Origin of the sequence: Paenibacillus sp. IHBB 3054 (assembly GCF_051594305.1) — a bacterium.
In the GTDB taxonomy this organism is placed as follows: Bacteria; Bacillota; Bacilli; order Paenibacillales; family Paenibacillaceae; genus Paenibacillus_AQ.
This window is the reverse complement of record NZ_JBOFBG010000006.1, coordinates 1-18,221: the sequence shown is the minus strand read 5'-3', so window position 1 is coordinate 18,221 and position 18,221 is coordinate 1. Positions and strand designations below refer to the sequence as shown.

Below are 18,221 nucleotides of genomic sequence, written 5' to 3'. Positions count from 1 at the left end.
CATTTGATTTGCGCTCCTGTTCATTTGTGCAAATATAAGAATTTATATGTTTCACACGATAACTTATCCTTCTATTTCTCGCTGAAACGGTACCGTCCTTAAAAAGGACGGCAAAGCCGTTTCCACTTGTCTTCTTTAATTGTAAGAAACTAGCTTCGCGCACTGTTCGGATATACAGCAATAGAGCTGTAGTTTCATGAATTCAATTTGCCACTGTGATAGTATAGATAAGTGTTTGCTATTACATAAATGATGTAGGAGTGAAGCTATGGAATATTTGAAGATATTTTTTATAAACACAGCCCTTCTCATAACATTGGCTTATCTGGCGAATTTAATATATAAACACACAATTACATATGCTCCAGAAGGGGTTAAAAAGGTTAGTTGGGTGCTGCTCGCTATCTTTGCCGGCTGGATCAGCTCCTTCTTCGGGTACAGACTGGAAGAGCACGTTATCTTTGATTTGCGGTTTGTTCCGCTCATTATTTCTACTCTGGCTTACCCGCATCCCTTCATCCTTATTATTATTGGTGTAGGAACCGGGCTCACGAGGTTAACCTTCGGCATTAATGAAGCAGCAGTGGTAGGAGTGCTGAATTTATCTATCCTGGGTTTCGTCTGCGCCGCCCTGAGCTTCTGGATACGGCGTACCACTGCTTCCATGATGAACAAAGGGTTAGTCACTATTATCGTAGTTAACTTAATGAACGTAATCAATATCACCATTTTTGGAGTTATACCTGCCCGGGAATACATAAAAGATATTATGCCGGTCACGTTGCCCGCCGGGCTGGGTCTAAGTATACTGTTCGCGCTTATTATCCGTGACTTCCAATTAGAGCTGCTGCGCAACGGACAGGTTGTCAGAGCGAATGAGCTGCTCTCTGCCCAGACGGAGGAGCTGCATAAGAATAAGATCGCATTGGAGAAGAGAGCTGAGCAGCTGATGATGGCCTCCCAGTACAAATCGGAGTTTCTGGCTAATATGTCGCATGAGCTTAGAACACCGCTGAACAGTATCATTAATCTTTCACAATTAATAGAAGAAAATGAGGCATCGCTGTCTCCGGAGGAAATGGCCGAATATGCCGGGATCATTCACCATTCGGGGGAGGATTTGCTGACGCTGATCAATGATATTTTGGACATGTCGAAGGTAGAAGCAGGCAAGCTTGATATTCTTAAGGAAGACTTGAATGTCAGTGAAATCCCTGAACTGCTGGCTGTGCAGTTTAGTGTATCAGCCAGACAAAAGGGGCTGGAGTTCAACATCGCACTGCATGATGACGTGCCGCTAGTCATTCATTCAGATCCCCAGCGGGTGCAGCAGATTCTCCGTAACCTGCTCTCCAATGCCATTAAGTTCACAGTGTCGGGGCATGTCTCCTTAAACATCCGCACACTGGAGCGTAAGGAGGGGACGCTCGAGCGGCGCTGGATTGTTTTTGACGTGGAAGACAGCGGCATCGGAATAGCCGCAGAGAAGCATGATATCATCTTCGAAGCCTTTCAACAGGCGGATCAGACTATTGGACGGAAATATGGCGGAACAGGGCTGGGGCTGTCCATCAGCAATGATCTGGCCAGGCTGCTTGGCGGATTCATCACTTTACAGAGCCAGGAGGATCAGGGTAGTCAATTCTCCCTTTATTTGCCCTTGTAAGGCTCCGCGCTGCGGTGAATTTCTGCTCCAATTTAATTTGTGATTTTGGTGTATTGACAGGACGATGATGCGGAGTAGAATGAAGCAAACGCCGCATCTAAGGAGTGTTAATACCCCCATGAACATCATGAGAAACAGGCTGCCCGGCATTCGTCCAAAGCGTATCCGCAAAGCCTCGGTACAACGTAAGAATCTGCAGATCGCTACATTCGAGGGGATACCGTCTACTATCTTCCAGGTGCTGCTGCAAGGTCAGTTTCTGACCGGATTTCTATTATATTTAGGAGCCACGTCCAGCCAGATTGGTTTTGTGCTGGCGCTTACTACTCTGGTCAATGTTGCGCAAATAGGTGTAGCGTTTCTGATCCAGAAGCTGCCAAGCCGCAAGTGGGCTATGGTAACCTTTATCGGCTTGCACAGATTGCTGTGGGGTTCAACCGGACTTGTACCGTTCATCTTTCCTAAAGAGCATTGGGTTATTGCATTTATAGTGTTATATACAATCGCTTTCATTGCTAACACGGCGGGTGGTGTGCTGTGGAGCTCAGTCATCAGCGATCTCGTCCCTGCCCGTGTGAGAGGCCGATATTTTGGCATCCGCAACACCTTCCTGAACGCTTTGGGGAGCCTTGTGATGTATGGCGGCGGGATTGTTCTTGACCGTTATCCCGGCGGGCATGGCTTCCTTATTTTATATATCGTGGTATGGATATTCTCAATTTCGAACATCATCGTCTTCTTCTTCTATCCGGATGTGCCTTTTGAGAAATCGGAGGAGAAGGACTTTCTGCCGATGTTCAGGAAACCGCTACATGATACGCTGTTTATGAAATCAACCTTATTTCTTTCCGCCTGGCTGCTGCTGCAGAACCTTACGGTTCCGCTTTATTCCTATGTGATGCTGCAGCTTCTCCATATCAATTATGAGACCTTGTCGCTGCTGAATGTGTCGCAGACCCTCTTCATGATGGCCAGCTTCTACGTGTGGGGCAATTTGAATGCAAAATACAGCAATAAGCGCCTGCTGCTCTGGACGCTGCCGATTATCGCGACATCCTCGCTGCTGTGGGGCATGCTCTCCGTTCTCCCGATGCTGCCGGTTCTGTTTGCCGCCCATATCGTATTCGGCATGGGGGTAGGCGGTTTCAACCAGCTGGCCTTTAACTTCATTATCGGGGATACGCCGAAAAAGGAACGGCCAATGTATATGGCAATGTATGCGGCGCTTACGGGTCTGGCTGCTTTTTTCGGGCCGCTGATCGGGGGCGGAATTTACGAATGGATCGCAGAATGGCCCCGCTGGACGCAGGTCTATGGCATGCAGCTGGTTGTCGGGGTGCTGATGATCGTCCTGGTGCTGCTGCTGGGACGCCGTATCCTCAGAGATGAATAGACTTATCATATAAACATTTGCAGTGCTAGAGCAAAGGAGGGATTACGTGACTAGAATAGCCGTAGTGCTGGGAGCGACCGGTTTGGTAGGCAAGGCAGTTACCGAGGAACTGCTGACCGGGGATTGGGATGAGGTCCGGGTGCTGGTCCGCCGTCCGCTGGAGCTGCAGCATCCCAAGCTGAAGCAAACCAGTATTGACTGGGAAAAGCTTGGGCAATATAAGGAACAATTCAGCGGGGCCTATGCTGTCTTCTGTTGCCTGGGCACCACGATTAAAAAAGCAGGCTCACAGGAACAATTTGAACGTGTGGATTTGCAGTATCCGCTTGCGGCCGCTGCAATTGCCAAAGAATGCGGTGTGAGGCAGTTTCTGGCGGTTTCCTCCATGGGGGCCAGCGCCAAATCCCGCAATTTCTACAGCCGTACCAAGGGCCGGACGGAAGAGGGGTTAATCGCCGCCGGGTTTCATGGCCTGCACCTGTTCCGGCCCTCATTGCTGCTGGGAGAACGTCAGGAATTCAGGCTGGGAGAACGTGCTGCTGCCGTGCTGATGAAGGCACTTAATTTTGCAATGGTCGGCAAAGCAGCGAAGTACCGGGCTATCCCCGGTGCCAAAGTGGCGAAAGCAATGGTGAATATTGCACTTGCCAACACAGGCGGTGTACATGTTTATCCCAATGATGTGATACATGTTATTGGTCGCCGCTAGAAGGGAAGTTTGCATTAAACAGAGTGCAGCACGTACAATGGGACATAAATTCATATGTACATCATGACATTAATGTCGTGTACCCACAGGAGGAGCGTATCATGAGTAAAAAACAGGTTGCTACAACCAAAGCCCCAGGAGCCATCGGGCCATATAGTCAGGCGATTGTAGCCGGAAACTGGGTATATACTTCAGGACAGCTGGGTCTGAATCCGGAAACTGGAGAACTTGCGGAAAGTGTACAGGAGCAGGCACGCCAGTCGCTAAGCAACGTTCAGGCCATTTTGGAAGAGGCCGGCGCATCGCTGGATCATGTTGTGAAGACGACCGTGTACCTCAAGGATATGAATGACTTTGCAGCTGTGAATGAAGTGTACAGCAGTTTCTTTTCAGAACCTTATCCTGCCCGCAGTGCGGTTGAAGTTGCACGACTGCCGAAGGATGGTCTTGTGGAGATCGAAGCGGTAGCGCGCAAGAAATAATGGGCCTTATAGTTGTTAATTAGATAAGCTAACTGAACGAAATCAAATGGATTCAAAAACCCGTTGCCGGTACAATCAGGCAACGGGTTTTTTTTGACCAGTGAATGGCCTGTAAACAGCCTGTTGTTGAAACTCCGGGAACCGCGTTAATATCTGCTCCGGCGGCGCGAAGTAAACATCAGCCAAATGCTGTAGAGCAGCAGCAGGCCTGCCGCCACTGAAGCGGTCACGAATACATTTCCGGTGTCTCTGTGCTCAAGGGCAATCGCGATGAACGCCCAGACGAAGACTAGTGGATAAATGCTGTCCCGGTGAGGGAAACTGACCATTACAGCAAGCAGTACGCCTACACAGAGCATGATAACTGCCCAGGCGGGATCACTGAGTCCGAATCCGTCCCAGTTGTTCTTCTCCAGCACGACGCTGACATTTACAATTGTGGCAACCGAGATCCAGCCGAGATAAATACTGAAGGGCAGCTTGATCAGCCAATTTTCGCCTGTGGTCGGATCGGTGACGCTGCGGGTTTTACGATAGATGACGATTAGTGTAATCAGCATGAGCACCATGGGAACCAGCGACAGCTCGATGTAAAGATAATGCCAGAGGAACAGCCAGCCCATATTACAGACGCAGCTCAGCACAAACCAAATGCCCAAAGAGTTAACCGAATCCCGTGACCCGGTGCTCTCGCGGAATTGATATACGATAAAACCGGCGAGCAGGAGATAGATCAGCGACCAGATGGAAAAAGCATAACCGGCCGGTGTGAAATAGGTATGATACTTAAGTAGATTGTATAACGGTGAAGTCTGAGTCTACATAGAATATACCCGCTTTGTCATCGCTTAAGACATTATTACCCAAAAAAATGACCTGCAGGTCATAAAGTTGCGGATAGCCGTCCGCACAAGCGGGGTAATAGAAGTAGAATAGGAAATTTTAACAAGGCGGCAATAGCCGGAGGGGAATAAGAGGCGATGGAGAGCAGCGAAGCAATACGTCCAGAAAAAATGGGTCCGCTTGTTATGAAGGAAACCTGGAATACCCCTGGAAGCATTGAATCCTGGGAACGTTCAGAGAATATTTATATCGTCCGCGGGGAGCGCGGCGGGATTGTATTTGTCTTTTTGAATGATGAAATGTTCCGGATGAAGGTGTTTCGCAGCAGCGTTCCGGATCTGACAACATCTGCTGCAGTGCTGGCGGAGAGCTGTGTGCCGCATTTGTTCCCGGTAGAGGAGACAGAGGATGCACTGATCTTCACTACCAGCGCGATTCGGCTGATCCTTGAGAAAACCTCGTTCCTTCTCCGTGTGGAAAATATCGAGGGCAAGGTCATCATGCAGCAGAACCTGACAAGCTGGAATCCGCGCGGGGCCAGTCATGCCGAGTATGATATGCAGCCGGATTCGCATTTTTACGGGCTGGGGGAGAAATCCAGCTTTCTCGACAAACGCGGGGAGCGTTATACGAACTGGAATACCGATGTGTTTGCGCCACATTTGCCGGAGATAGAAGCCCTGTATGAGTCCATTCCGCTGATTATTCATATGCATGGCGACCTCACCTACGGATTATTCCTCGACAATACGGGCCGGAGCGATTTTGATATGCGATCCCATGGGGTTGCTTTTACGATCGGCTGCTCCACTGGAGCTTATGATATCTACTTTATCAATGGTCCCGAAATGAAGGATGTTGTAAAAAGATACACTTCGCTGACCGGACGGATTGCGCTTCCGCCTAAATGGGCGATCGGCTACCACCAGTCGCGTTATAGCTATATGAACCAGCAGGAGGTGCTGCAGCTCGCCCGGACCTTCCGTGAGAAGAAGATTCCCTGCGACGTCATTTATCTGGATATTCATTATATGGATGAATACCGTGTCTTCACCTTTGATCCTGTAAACTTTCCCGAGCCGGAAAAGATGATATCGGAGCTGAAGGAGCTCGGTGTGCGGATCGTACCGATTGTTGATCCCGGCGTCAAGAAAGACCCCAATTACGAGGTGTACAAGCAAGGGGTTCTCGAAAAGTATTTCTGCCGCAGGCTGGAAGGTGATATATTCTTCGGCGAGGTGTGGCCGGGAATCAGCGCTTTCCCTGATTTCAGCGACAGCCGGACGGCTGAATGGTGGGGCGATCTGCATAAATACTATACCGACCTTGGCATTGACGGAATCTGGAATGATATGAACGAGCCGGCGGTGTTTAATGAGAGCAAAACGATGGATCTGGATGTGATGCATTTCAACAACGGGCATCCGATTACACATGAGGAATACCATAACCTGTATGGGATGATGATGTCCAAAGCAACCTATGAAGGCTTGGCGGAGCATATGGGGGGAGAGCGCCCCTTTGTGCTGACCCGGGCCGGTTATGCCGGGATACAGCGTTACGCCGCGGTATGGACGGGGGATAACCGCAGCTTCTGGGAGCATATGGCGATGGCGATGCCTATGGTGCTTAATATGGGACTCTCGGGACTGGCCTTCTCCGGACCGGATATCGGCGGCTTCGCCCACCATACCTCCGCGCAGCTTCTGGTGCGCTGGACACAGATGGGTGTTTTCTTCCCCTATTGCCGCAACCATTCCTCCATCGGTACCCTGCGCCAGGAGCCATGGTCGTTCGGTGAGGAGGTCGAAGGGATTCTCCGCGAATTCATCGGCCTGCGCTACCGCTGGATGCCTCATATCTATAACCTTTTTCATGAGGCGGAAACCTGTGGGCTTCCTGTGATCCGGCCGCTGATTCTGGAGTATCCGCGCGACCCCTATGTGACCAACCTGTGCGATCAATTTTTGCTCGGGGAAAATGTGCTGATCGCCCCTGTCTACCGCCCGGATACGGAGCATCGCTCGGTGTATTTGCCTGAAGGGTGCTGGCTGGATTATTGGGATGGTGAAGTTCATGAGGGCGGACGTCATATCCTCGCCGATGCACCGCTGAACATTATGCCGATGTATGTGAAGGCCGGAAGTTTTGTCGCCGAAGGTCCGCTCAAACAATACGCACTCGAAGAAACAGAGGAAACGGTGGTGTTTCACCTGTATGGTGCGGAAGCCAAGGAAGGATTCTCGGCTGCCTTTACCCTGTATGAAGATGACGGGCACAGCTTCGGGTACAGAAGAGGGCAATATTCGCAAATCAACGTACAGGCCGCCGGAGAAGCAGGGACATTGCGGATAAGCTGGTCTTATGCAGTCCGTGAATTTACGCCCCGCAGGGAGATGCTGCGCTTCGCGCTCTGTTATCCGTTCTTCTTCACCCAATCGGTGGAAGGACTCTCCGAAATCAGTCTGGAGCAGCTTAAGGAAGGACGGCGGGGCTGGGCACGCAATGGCAAGAGCGGTGCGGTGATTATTCAAGTGGATGATGACCCGGAAGGCGGGGAGCTGCGGATGGAGGTAGCAGAGCAGCAACCGGAACACTTTAGAACCCTTTGATACGACTTGAACCCGCCTGCTGGCGGGTTTTTTTCAATTACGGACGGTGCCGGAATATAAAATCTGCAGAAAATATACAGAAACGTTTTTAAATCAGGACTTTTTCGTATAAGATGAAGGGATGAAGAAAAAAACTTCTGAATTTTTTTAGCTTAAAAATATATTTCTCGCGGAGAAGGATTCAGCCTTCTGCAATGTTAGAAACGGATTCCGTCCTTTAGGGCGGCGAAGCCGTTTCTTCTAGCGGAACCGGCTGGCGCTTTCTGTTTGCATAAAAAGACAGGAGATCACCAATGATTAAGCATCTGTATGCAATATGGTTAGGGGACGTATTATTCTGCTTCTCCGGCGAAACTTCAGAGCCGAAAGTTGATGCATGGACACGTGTGGTCAAACGGCTGGAGCTTCGGGGAGGAGGACGTCCTTTTGCGGGTGCTGCGCTGCGGCTGGCGGAAGTGAAGTATCCGGCCGCTGCCTCTGCGGAAGGGAGGACAACGCGGCGCGGACTGCCGGGGCGCACGCTGGAAGGGCTTGCCCTGGCCCCGAAGGACGCCTTTGAGCTGCTGCTGGCCTGGGACGAGGAAATGTGCCGTGCACAGGGAGTGGAGCCTGGCGGTGAACTGCGCTATTGGGCGGCTGCGGCCCGTTTTGCCCTTGAACTGATGGGTACAGGCGGGATTGTGCCCGGCGCAATGCCGCCGAGGCCTATAGGCTCGCGCCGCCGCGGGGGGGAGCAAGCCGCTGCGGCCTGCTGGTCTCCGGCCTTTCGGCAGGAGGCAGATAAGGAGTTCTTTTTGCAGATGGCAGCTTCCATGCCGGTGCTGGCACTGGGAACCCATGTTGCGGAGGAGGGTGACTTGTCGTCGCGTGAAGAAGCGGGAGCGTACGTGCTGTATTCTTTTCTGCAGGCTGTAATGACCGCCGAGATCAAAAAGGTTATTGCGGGAATGGAAAGCGAGCTGGGGCCCTACAAGGCGAATTATCGCCGTGGTTATTCACCGCTGACCGAGCTGTGGTGGAACAGCCTGCTAACGGGCAGCCGTGATATCCCGGTCCAGGGGACTCCGGCCGAGGTGGCGGACCTCCTTGCCGCCGTAAACGGTACGGCTGAGAATGAGATTCCGAACTCCGGGGCGGAGGAGGTACACAGCGGCCAGCTTAGTCTGGGTCTGCGCCTGGAGCCGCCTGCCAACGAAGGCGATGCCTGGAATTTAACCTTCTGGGCGGAGAACCGGGAAGAAGGAGAATTCTGGATTCCTGCGGCGGCGATCTGGAGCAGCAGGGAACGGGAGTTCACTTTATGGGGCAAGCGCTACCGCAATATTCAGCAGCAGCTGCTGGCGGCACTCGGCCGGGCCGCGAAAATATCGCCGGATATTGAGCGTGCGCTGGCCGGACCGGCTCCGGAGGGAGTCCAACTGGAGCCGGACCGTGTCTATTTCTTTCTGAAGGAGAGCGTACAGCAGCTGCGGGAGCGGGGAATTACAGTGCAGATGCCATCCCGCTGGAGCCGTGAAGGCCGGCGGCGGATCGGGATGAAGATGAAGATGCAGCCGCCCGCCGGCAGCATAGATGGTTCGACCCAGCCTTCCCTCGGCATGGAAGAGCTGATTTCCTTCCGCATTGAGGCTTCGCTGGGCGATAACACGATCAGCGAGGAAGAGCTGAATGCGCTGGTGGAGGCCGGAGTGCCTTTTGTGCGCTTCCGGGGGGAATGGATTGAAGTCGATCCGAAGGAGATCCGCCAGGTTCTGAGATATATGAAGCGCAACGAAAGCGGAGAAATGTCGGCGGCGGACTGGATGCGTCTGGAGGCCGAGGATGGTGACGAGCGGCTCTGGAAGGGAATGTCGGTGACCGGCATGGAAACCTCCGGCATGCTCGCTTCGCTCATGCATGGCGATGTTCTGCGGGGCCTTCCGCTGCGCTCTGTGCCGCCGGGTCTTCATGGAACGCTTAGACCTTATCAGGAGCGCGGTTTTCAATGGTTGGCTGCGCTCAGCGGTCTTGGCTTTGGTGTATGCCTTGCCGATGACATGGGCCTCGGCAAGACGGTCCAGGTCATCACCTGTCTGCTGGACCGTGCCCTGACTGCTCCGCCGGAGGAGAAGCGTGAGCCGGTGCTGATTCTCTGCCCGACCTCGCTGCTTGGCAACTGGCAGCGGGAGCTGCAGCGTTTCGCACCATCGCTGAGTGTGCATATTCACCACGGGGGAAGACGGGTTCGCGGGGAAGGCTTCATCGACTTGGCCACCAGCCATGAAATCGTGTTGACCACTTATCATCTCGCAGGCCGGGACAGCGAGGATCTCGCTGGCGTCCGGTGGTCGACCGTTGTGCTGGATGAAGCGCAGTATATCAAGAATCACCGCACCAAGCAGGCACAGAGTGTGATGAAGCTGTCAGCACCACATCGTATTGCGATGACAGGCACACCAGTGGAGAACCGGCTTGGCGAGCTGTGGTCCATTTTTCACTTTTTGAATCCGGGGTATCTGGGGACTTATCATTCATTCCGCCAGCGGTATGTATCCGGTGAAGGCGGAGAGCGGCTGCGGGAGCTGCACCGCCTCGTCTCGCCTTTCCTGCTGCGGCGGCTCAAGAGTGATCCGGACATTTCCAAGGATCTGCCGGAGAAGCTGGAGCTGAAATCTTATTGTCCGCTTACAGAAACGCAGGCGGCGCTGTATCAGGGTGTAGTGGATGAAATGCTCGGTGTCATCGGGGAACGCTCCGGCATGGCCCGCCGGGGGCTGGTATTGTCTTCATTGACCAAGCTGAAGCAAATATGCGATCATCCGCAGCTGTACCGCAAAGAGGAGGGCCGGACTCAACGCAGTGAGCATTCCGGTAAAATGGATGTGATGTTCGAGGTGCTGGACAGCATTGCCGAGCTTGGAGAATCCGCACTTATTTTCACCCAGTATGTAGCGATGGGCGAGCTGCTGGTCAGCAGGCTGGCAAAACGTTATGGCTCGCCACCGCTGTTCCTGCATGGCGGCGTCCCCAAACGGGAGCGCGATGAGATGGTGCATGCCTTTCAGGAGGGGGAAGGGCCGGCGTTCTTCGTACTATCGCTCAAAGCTGGCGGTGTGGGTCTGAACCTCACACGGGCCAACCATGTCATACATTATGACCGCTGGTGGAATCCGGCGGTGGAGAATCAGGCGACCGACCGGGCGTTCCGGATCGGCCAGCATAAGAATGTGCAGGTTCATAAGCTGATCTGCCAGGGAACGCTGGAAGAACGGATTGATGAACTGATCGAGCGTAAAAAAAGCCTGTCGGAGCAGGTTGTCGGTTCCGGAGAAAACTGGCTGACAGAGATGTCCAATCATGAGCTTAAGGAGCTTATCGAGCTTCAGGGGCAGGACTGGATGTAGAGGAACAAGCTTGGCATAAAGGAGGAATGGGCAATGAGTGAACTGCTGGAACTGCGGCTGGAAATTGAGCCCGGGGTGGTTAAGGCGACGGGAACACAGCTCTCGGCCAAAGCGCCGGGGGTGCAGACCAAGCGAAACGCTGCTGCTGTCGCCCAAGGGCAAGCGCCAACGACGGTTCTCTCTTTGGAAATTCCGCGCTGGTCTGATGAAGTGAAACAGGAGGTGCTGATCCGGCTCGCGGAGCACCCGGGTGAGCTGTATGGTCTGCTGCAGGGCAACCTGAGTGGAGGCCTGGCGGCGATGAAGCTTCTGCCCGGCGATGAAGAACTGGCATTGGCCGGACAGAAGCTTTCAGGGCCGGAACAGATGGCCCTGCTGGGATTGGTCAAAAAGCAGCTGGAAGAGGAACCGCTGCTGGCGTTTGAACTGCGCGGTTTGAACAAAGAGACGCTGCTGGCCGGAGTTTTTGCCCTTTGGGCGGAAGAGGAAGCGGAGGACAGCCAGGATGCCGGACCGGCCCCGTCCGGCCTGCTTGCAGCCGAACTGGCCCGGCTGGAGCGCAAAGGGCCGGCTGTCCCGACTGGAGAATGGCTGGCCGAAGCGGCTGCTGAAGGCTCGCTCCACCAGCCCGGTCCCATGTTTCATGAAATCGCAGCCCGGCCGTTTCCAGCTTCACCGGTGGTTGCGAAGCCGACCGAAAACTGGGGGACCCTGCTCGACAAGACACCCCGTGCCGGTGAGGGGCTTGTGCTCATCATGCGGCGTGTCGCAGAAGCCGCGGCCCGCAGGGCGGCAGCGCTGGGTAAGCTGTAACGTTGCTCTGGTTGCTCTATAAGAATAGGAAGCCGCATCTCGCTGAAGATGCGGCTTTTTGAACATAGTTCACGCCATAATTTCCCCGCTTCCTTCTAGCGGAAACAGAACGGTTTGATATCGTTCAATTAGAGCGTGTCTTCAAACTGGAAGAGCTCTGGAGAAGCAGGAATTCAGTATTGAAAGTAGGGTCCCTAAAAGCCCGCAGCGGGTTCGTTTACTCGGACGGACTCAGGAGGAGCTATGGAGAGTAAAATCCCTGTTTATTCTCTTTTGCGGACCCAGGCGACCTTATCTGCTCTGCATTCTATCTAAAAACGGCCATCAGGGAGAAATAACTGCGCTGGAGTCCGTTTTCCTACTGTAACAGGCTAAAAGCTCCAAATAAGTGCCACTCGGTCCGTTCATGCTCAGAGCCAGGAATACACTTTTCGGACGCACACACGCCTTCGGAACAAGAGTGAAGTCTCTGAAACACCGAGACGTAAACCTCTACCGAAAAAACTACCTAGTGGCGAAATGCCTTTCTCCGCGTGAGAAAATGCTACTGTACTCATGATTCCTTAGGGCATACAGCAGCAGGTTTTGGCGGGTGAAGCGGTTTGAAGACACGCCTTAATTAACAATATTTTCACTGCGGAATGAACTGATCGTAACCTAATGTTCCTGCTGAGGTCTTATGATAACAGGACAAACAGGAAATGAGGGAGAGCTTAACTTGAGAGTTTATAAAATTCTGGCTTCTCTGTTCATAGCAGGGGCGCTTCTAATTTCCGCCTCAACCATCGGGGCGACACCGGCGCAAAGCTCCAGCATTACCCTGAAGGGATATCCGGACAATTTCCAAATGACAGGCGTGAAAGAGGGCTGGGGAATCACGCTGGGCGGAGTGTGGCATACAGCGGACGGTGCGTTAAGCTGGAAGCATCCGCTTAGCAATACGGTGCCCATGCCCGGTAATGATGTCCAGCTTGGCAAACTGGCGCATTACTTTGCGGGTGACAATGAGGCGTGGATTTTAAGCGCCTATGGCCCGCACAAGCCTACAGCCCTTTTTCATACGTTAGACAAGGGAAAGTCATGGAAGACTATTCGTCTTCCAGTGAAGAAAAGCTGGGAGCAGGGATATGTCAGCGGATTTATGCATTTTTCCGATAAGCAGGGCGGGTATATGCTGCTATGTTCCGAGCCGGCACTTGGCATGATGGAGAAGTCGTTATACCGCACGGTGGATGGAGGGACAAGCTGGAGCAGAGTGGGCGATCTTACCGCAAGCATTGCTGCCTATCCAACGGGCATAACCTTCCGGGATAGCGCTAACGGTTGGATAACCTCCAGTAATCACGGACAGAAGTCCATTCTTACCTTTAGAACTGCCGATGGGGGCAAGAGCTGGAAGCCGGAGAAACTCGTCTCCCCGCCAGCGCTTTCGGGTTATGCGTATAGCAACAGCTACCCTCCTGTCTTTTCCGGCAAGGATAAGAAGGATGGGGTGCTGCCGCTGGAAATTGTCCTGAACGGCGTTAAAAGCATGGTCTTTTACACCAGCAATAATGGCGGAAAGACTTGGAAGCATGGCCCCGGCATTCAAGGGGTTGAAACGTCAAGGACGGCTTGGCTGAATGCCCGCTCAGGCTGGGCGCTGCAGGCAGGCGGCAAGCTGCTTGCTACAGACGATGGCGGAGGTAGCTGGAAACAGGTTGCCAAAGGTTCAGCGTTCGATAAGGCAACGGAGATACAGTTCTCTACCTCGCGAAACGGCTGGATTTCCGGGCCGAAAATCCTTTGGACCACGGCAGACGGGGGTCATACATGGAGAGACCTGCTGCTTCATTCTTGAGGATAATAAAAAGGCAGTGCGCAACAGCTCAGCTGTAGGGCACTGCCTTCTTTTATTACCTTTTCAGCCACGTTCCATAAACAGAAATGGCATTACTCCCCGGACGGGGTTTCACCCGCACTGCTTCCCTCGGATAACTCAAGAATCTCCCGGCGCAGGCGGAGCATTTTTTGATCCAGCTCATCGGCGGCACGTGCCGCTTCTTTCAGTTCCTCGGCGACATGCGACGGAAGCTGCTTATCGAATTTGTAGTAGAGGATATGCTCCATACTGGCCCAGAAATCCATGGCAAGTGTACGCAGCTGGATTTCCGCTTTTACCCAGCGGGTTCCTTCCAGCAGCACAAGCGGTATCGACACAATCAGATGCAGACTTTGATAGCCGTTGGGTTTGGGATGTGCAATATAGTCTTTGATCTCCAGCACACGGATGTCCTCCCGCGCGCACAGATGATCGACCAGACGATAAATATCCTTCACAAAAGCACAGACAATCCGCATGCCTGCAATATCATGAATGTGCTGCTCCATATTTTCCAGGGTAAAGTCATGCCCTTTGCGTTCCATCTTCTGCAGGATGCTCTTCGGCTCTTTGATCCGCGACTTGACATGCTCAATCGGACTGAAGCCGTCGCGCACCTGCCATTCCGTTTTGATCACATCAATTTTATTCTCAAGCTCATTCAGGGCATGGCGGTACAGCGCCGGCAAAGCTTTGAAATCCTCGATCTGTTTGGCGAAATCCCCATTAACCTGCCACTTCTTCAGATCTTTGACATGCACCTGCAGCTGATTCAGTGTAACCTGTGTACTATCATATTCTTCCACTGAGACTCTCCCAAGTTTAGTTATTTGTGACTGGATAAGATGAACCCATGAATAAAGAAATGTTATACATTCCGGGACCAGTCTATATCCCTATTTTAACCGATGTACTGCCCCAGAAGCAAAAAAAACCAGACCCCCCTGTAGTGTCGAAGAGTCCAGGCTGTTTGCAACTATAATCCGGCCAACCCAAAATAGCGCAACATTCTTCCCGCAGAAGCGTATTAGCACACATAAGGGATAGAAAGTGCGGCGCTTACGTTGATTATTTGTTCGTTGGGGAGCCTCCGTCATAACCTTTATCATGATACCCGGTATTTTCCAACTTGGGCAGTATACCCAGCTGTTCAATGGTCTGCTGCGTCACTATGCTGCCAAAACGGTGCAGGGTCTGGTACAGTCTGACGGTCTCATCGTCAAATTGCCGGGCAGCTTCATCGTGATCGGCAGACTTATAAGGCACAAAGGCACGCCGGAAGGCGTAATCATCCCCGCGTTCGGGTTCGTTCAGGAGATCATGGAGAAGGGTAAGCTCTTCAGCGTTAAGCAGCACTTCAAATTCATTGGAGTCATTGCGCACGTCCTGAACAAGGCTGTGGGTTACGGATACGAAATAGCGTTTTTTCTCTTCGTCCGGCAAGATCGATCCCTCCATCGTTGGTAAGCTTGTACATGGTTATTTTTTACTATTATACACAGAACGACAAATAATGAATCTAATCGGGACATTTGGTATGATAGAAGCACGTTTCCGCTATTGCACGGAGCGTTGAGGGTTTATTTGGAATAATATTTGGCTGCAAATCGGCCCTGTTCTCACTCTGGAGAAGGAGGAACTACAATGAATTTTCTGCAACGCATTAAAGACGGTGCCAGCCGGGTGAGTGAAAAAGCGCAAAGCTCGGTGGAGATCGGCAAGCTGAACGGGCATATTTCCGATATCGAACATGAGATGGAAATTGAATTTATGAAAATGGGAAAGCTGTTCTACGACGGATATCGTTCGAAGGATTTGTCCCTGGCCGAAGGCAAAATGGTGGAGCATTCCCGGGCCTGCCTGAAGCTTCAGGAACAGATTGAGGAGCTGCGCTTCCGGATTGCCGAGCTGAAGAATGAAAAGCTCTGCACCTGTGGGAATGTTGTAGCTCTGGACGCCAATTTCTGTCCGAAATGCGGACGCAAGCTGGAGGAACCGGCTTCAAGAAAAGAAGCGGTGCCCGTCACAGTGCACAGCATTCATGAGGATGAAGAGGAAGATCAATATTATGGCGAGGAGGAGCTGACGGAAGCGGAGAAAGAGCTGGCGATGAGATCGGAGCAGCGTACGGTGTATACCGAAGTGCTTCCGGTAGACGATGAACTGCCGCAGGAGGAATATGGCGGAGCGGTGCAGGATACCGAACGCAGCCGCCGTGAAGCCGATGAGCTTGAACGGGAGCGGGAAAGACAGCTTGAGCTTGACCGGCGTATCCGCGATTGGAAAGCCGGTGAGCCTGCGGAAGAAGCTGCATCCAGTGAAGGCGGCGTGCGGGATATCGTCAAATGTCAGATCTGCAGGGCGGATTTGCCCAAGGGTTCCATGTGGTGCCCGCGTTGCGGATCAGAACAAATCTAGTCAGCATTTACAGTCAGCTTAGGGGGACAACATAGATGGAACAGTTGCTGCTGCATCTGCGCAATTTGGGTTTCACAGAGATGGAATCCAAAATTATGGTCGAGCTGGCCAGCAAAGGCCAGGCTTCGGGTTATGAAGTGGCAAAGCAGCTCGGAGTATCAAGGTCCAACGTATATGCGGCGCTTCAGCGCCTGACTCAGCAAGGTTATGTAAGATGCGGTGAAGGGGAGCCGGCGCGTTACAGTGTGCTGGACCCGGAAGAGCTCGCGACCATGATCTCCGGACGGGTATCGGCTTCACTGGCTTATATGGAAAGCGAAATGCCGCGCGGCGGCCCGGTCAATCCCTCTTTCTACAATGTGGAGGGTGACCGGAATGTGATGGAGGAACTGATCCGCCAACTGAATCTTGCTGAGCAGGAAATCGTAGTAGATGTATGGCGTGAGGAAGCTTCGCTGCTGCGCAATGAGCTGGAGCAGGCAGAGCTGCGGGGAGTGAAGCTGTTGTGGGCCTTTGACGGCGGCAACGAGGTTCCCGCACCTTATCCGGTATGGCCGCCGCTGGGTGGCAAGCCGCGCCGGAGCGGCGGGCGGAAGTTTTCCTTTGTGATCGACAGGAACTGGTGCATGCTCGGCATGCGGTATGAGGACGGAACGGCACAGGCGGTCGTAACCGAACATCAGGTGCTGGTGGAACTGCTGCTGAACCACTTTACGCAGGAGATGGTGCTCTTCGAGCTGGAAGAGGATATGGGTCCCGAGCTAACAAGAAGGTACGGGGAACGCTACAGCCACATTTACGGTAAATATGTACTGCATGACCAGGAGTATGAACAACTGGGCGAACAGGAGCAACCGGACGAACAAGAGGAACATGATGAATTGGAAGACTCGGAAGAGCAGCAAGAGCAGCAAGAGCCAGGACATTAGGAAACGTGTTTGGGTAAGGAGCAAACTGCTCGCAAGCCGAAATTAAGCTGGGGAGGTGAAAGCGTGGAGTGTATTATTCATTTTGATGTGCAGCATCCGGAAGGGATCAAGTCACTCAGAGGTCTCTTGTTTCTGGAAGACGGTAAAGTTCCAGGAGAAAATGAACTGATCGGCATGTTCAAGGACATGAAGTTCAATGTTCGGCTGGAAGACCGTGAGAAGCTGATTTTTAAACCTGTGAATCCGGGAGAGAAGTACTCGGAAATCCGCATCACGAGCTTTGACGGCGGCAAGGCGAATAGCAAAGAGGACAACGAACTGAAGTCGATTGTCGGCAATTTGCTGCCGCAGAAGCCGTCTGGCCTGTAAAAACTAAGACAGGGTCCATTTGAGATGGAGAGGAAGGAGCACAGAATGGAGTTATTGAGACAGAAGGTTATCAATGAAGGTATTGTTCTCGGTCAAGGTGTGCTCAAGGTCGATTCTTTTCTGAATCACCAGATGGACCCGTTTCTGATGCGTGAGGTCGGCCGCGAGTTTACCCGCCGTTTTGCCGGAGAAAAGGTGACGAAGGTGCTGACCATCGAATCCTCGGGGATCGCCCCCGGCATTATGACGGCGCTGGAGCTTGAGGTTCCGCTCATTTTTGCACGCAAGCAGAAATCATTGACCCTGACCGAAGATATTTATGTGGAGAAGGTCTACTCTTTTACGAAAAAAGAAAGCAATGACATCACAGTTTCCAAAAAGTTCATTGCTCCCGGTGAACGCGTGCTGATCGTCGATGATTTCCTTGCCAACGGTGAAGCGGCCTTCGGGCTGGCCCGCATCGTGGAACAGGCGGGAGGCAGCGTAGCCGGAATCGGCATCGTGATCGAAAAAGCCTTCCAGCCCGGCAACAAGCTGCTGAAGGAAGCAGGCTACCGTGTGGAATCGCTGGTACGGATTGCTTCGCTTGACGATGGCTTGATCTCCTTTGTGGAGGAAGCCGGCGACCTGCCGGGCTGACCCCGCAGTATTATAGCTCATAAAGACCCCATGCTCCAGCTTTGCGGAGTATGGGGTCTTTATGCTGTGGCTATAGGGATTACTGCGCAGTAATTGCAATTTGT

The 18,221-nt window shown here is 52.6% G+C and carries 14 protein-coding genes and 1 pseudogene; 12 read left to right on the top strand and 3 right to left on the bottom strand.

Translation table 11 applies throughout. The annotated features are described in order from the left end of the window. Nucleotides 1-268 precede the first annotated feature (268 nt). The 4 genes from ACQ76X_RS09285 (at nt 269) to ACQ76X_RS09270 (ending at nt 4,250) form a co-directional block, all read left to right on the top strand. Nucleotides 269-1,666, top strand: coding sequence for a sensor histidine kinase (locus ACQ76X_RS09285; protein WP_438493211.1), 1,398 nt, complete (start codon nt 269-271; stop codon nt 1,664-1,666). Nucleotides 1,667-1,784: 118 nt separating this feature from the next. Continuing rightward, nucleotides 1,785-3,059 (top strand): MFS transporter, encoded by a 1,275-nt coding sequence (locus ACQ76X_RS09280; protein WP_438493209.1) that lies wholly within the window; start codon nt 1,785-1,787, stop codon nt 3,057-3,059. A 46-nt stretch (nt 3,060-3,105) separates the two neighbouring features. Beyond that, the gene (locus ACQ76X_RS09275) at nt 3,106-3,768 is read left to right on the top strand and encodes an oxidoreductase (protein ID WP_438493208.1); all 663 of its coding nucleotides are present in this window, start codon (nt 3,106-3,108) and stop codon (nt 3,766-3,768) included. Nucleotides 3,769-3,869: 101 nt separating this feature from the next. Beyond that, nucleotides 3,870-4,250 carry a RidA family protein gene (locus tag ACQ76X_RS09270; protein WP_438493206.1) on the top strand — a complete coding sequence of 127 codons (381 nt, stop codon included), beginning with the start codon at nt 3,870-3,872 and terminating at the stop codon, nt 4,248-4,250. Nucleotides 4,251-4,396: 146 nt separating this feature from the next. Here ACQ76X_RS09270 and ACQ76X_RS09265 read toward each other — a convergent pair. Beyond that, nucleotides 4,397-5,044 (bottom strand): annotated as a pseudogene (locus ACQ76X_RS09265) (TspO/MBR family protein); the annotation flags it as partial. Nucleotides 5,045-5,230: 186 nt separating this feature from the next. Here ACQ76X_RS09265 and ACQ76X_RS09260 point away from each other — a divergent pair. From ACQ76X_RS09260 to ACQ76X_RS09245, 4 genes are all read left to right on the top strand, one after another. After that, a complete protein-coding gene (locus ACQ76X_RS09260; protein ID WP_438493204.1) occupies nt 5,231-7,705 on the top strand; it encodes a TIM-barrel domain-containing protein in 2,475 nt (824 codons plus the stop codon). A 293-nt stretch (nt 7,706-7,998) separates the two neighbouring features. Further along, a complete protein-coding gene (locus tag ACQ76X_RS09255) occupies nt 7,999-11,088 on the top strand; it encodes a DEAD/DEAH box helicase (protein WP_438493202.1) in 3,090 nt (1,029 codons plus the stop codon). 33 nt (nt 11,089-11,121) lie between these two features. Next, nucleotides 11,122-11,901, top strand: a complete 780-nt coding sequence (locus ACQ76X_RS09250; RefSeq protein WP_438493200.1) for a hypothetical protein — start codon at nt 11,122-11,124, stop codon at nt 11,899-11,901. A gap of 718 nt (nt 11,902-12,619) precedes the next feature. Next, a complete protein-coding gene (locus ACQ76X_RS09245) occupies nt 12,620-13,741 on the top strand; it encodes a WD40/YVTN/BNR-like repeat-containing protein (protein WP_438493198.1) in 1,122 nt (373 codons plus the stop codon). Between the two features lie 92 nt (nt 13,742-13,833). On the opposite strand, the gene ACQ76X_RS09240 is transcribed toward ACQ76X_RS09245, so the two are convergent. Then, nucleotides 13,834-14,538 carry a GTP pyrophosphokinase gene (locus tag ACQ76X_RS09240; RefSeq protein WP_438493523.1) on the bottom strand — a complete coding sequence of 235 codons (705 nt, stop codon included), beginning with the start codon at nt 14,536-14,538 and terminating at the stop codon, nt 13,834-13,836. A 292-nt stretch (nt 14,539-14,830) separates the two neighbouring features. Further along, on the bottom strand, nt 14,831-15,205 hold the full coding sequence (locus ACQ76X_RS09235) for a hypothetical protein (RefSeq protein ID WP_438493197.1): 375 nt from the start codon (nt 15,203-15,205) through the stop codon (nt 14,831-14,833). A 201-nt stretch (nt 15,206-15,406) separates the two neighbouring features. Here ACQ76X_RS09235 and ACQ76X_RS09230 point away from each other — a divergent pair, with 201 nt between their 5' ends. From ACQ76X_RS09230 to ACQ76X_RS09215, 4 genes are all read left to right on the top strand, one after another. Then, a complete protein-coding gene (locus ACQ76X_RS09230; protein ID WP_038585371.1) occupies nt 15,407-16,180 on the top strand; it encodes a zinc ribbon domain-containing protein in 774 nt (257 codons plus the stop codon). A gap of 35 nt (nt 16,181-16,215) precedes the next feature. Beyond that, entirely contained in the window at nt 16,216-17,109 is an 894-nt protein-coding gene (locus ACQ76X_RS09225; protein ID WP_438493194.1) for a TrmB family transcriptional regulator, read from the top strand. 63 nt (nt 17,110-17,172) lie between these two features. Further along, the gene (locus ACQ76X_RS09220) at nt 17,173-17,478 is read left to right on the top strand and encodes a hypothetical protein (RefSeq protein WP_438493192.1); all 306 of its coding nucleotides are present in this window, start codon (nt 17,173-17,175) and stop codon (nt 17,476-17,478) included. A 45-nt stretch (nt 17,479-17,523) separates the two neighbouring features. Next, on the top strand, nt 17,524-18,117 hold the full coding sequence (locus tag ACQ76X_RS09215) for a xanthine phosphoribosyltransferase (protein ID WP_438493191.1): 594 nt from the start codon (nt 17,524-17,526) through the stop codon (nt 18,115-18,117). Nucleotides 18,118-18,221: the final 104 nt, after the last annotated feature.